The sequence below is a fragment of the Salinactinospora qingdaonensis genome (genome assembly GCF_039539445.1).
Taxonomy (GTDB): domain Bacteria; phylum Actinomycetota; class Actinomycetes; order Streptosporangiales; family Streptosporangiaceae; genus Salinactinospora; species Salinactinospora qingdaonensis.
On sequence record NZ_BAABDD010000092.1, the window covers coordinates 1 to 543 of the forward strand.

At 75.1% G+C, this 543-nt stretch carries 1 protein-coding gene; it reads right to left on the bottom strand.

All coding sequences use genetic code 11. The features are described 5' to 3' along the window. The coding region (gene folP / locus ABD848_RS24925) for a dihydropteroate synthase (RefSeq protein WP_344977675.1) at window positions 1-543 on the bottom strand (543 nt) is incomplete at both ends.

The following is a 543-nucleotide window of genomic DNA, read 5'->3' on the forward strand; positions in this document are numbered from 1 at the left end:
CCCATGCCGCGGAGACCCGCAGCGCGTCTCGCGTTCCCGCGACGTCGTGCACGCGCACCGCCCAGGCCCCGGCCTGCGCCGCCAGCACGCTCGTCACCGCGGTCGCGAGGTCGCGGCGATGCAGCGAGAGCGCGGGGTCGTCGAGCAGCTCGGCGATGAACCGCTTGCGGCTCGTGCCGACGAGCACGCGGTTGCCGAGCTCGACGATCCGCGGCAGCGCGCGAAGGACGGCCCAGTTCTGCGCGCCCCGCTTGCCGAAGCCGATGCCCGGGTCCACGATCACGCGGTCGACGGCGATGCCGGCGGATGCTGCCGCCTCCACCCGCGCGGACAGCTCCGCGATCACCTCGCCGGCGACGTCGCCGTACTCGGCGCGGGCGTACATGTCGCTCGACGGCCCCCGCCAGTGCTGCAGCACCATGTCGGGGGCGGTACCGGCGAGGGCCGCCAGCATCTCGGGGTCGGCCATCCCGCCCGAGACGTCGTTGACGATGCGGGCGCCCGCGGCCACCGCGGCCACGGCGGTCGACGCGTTCATGGTGT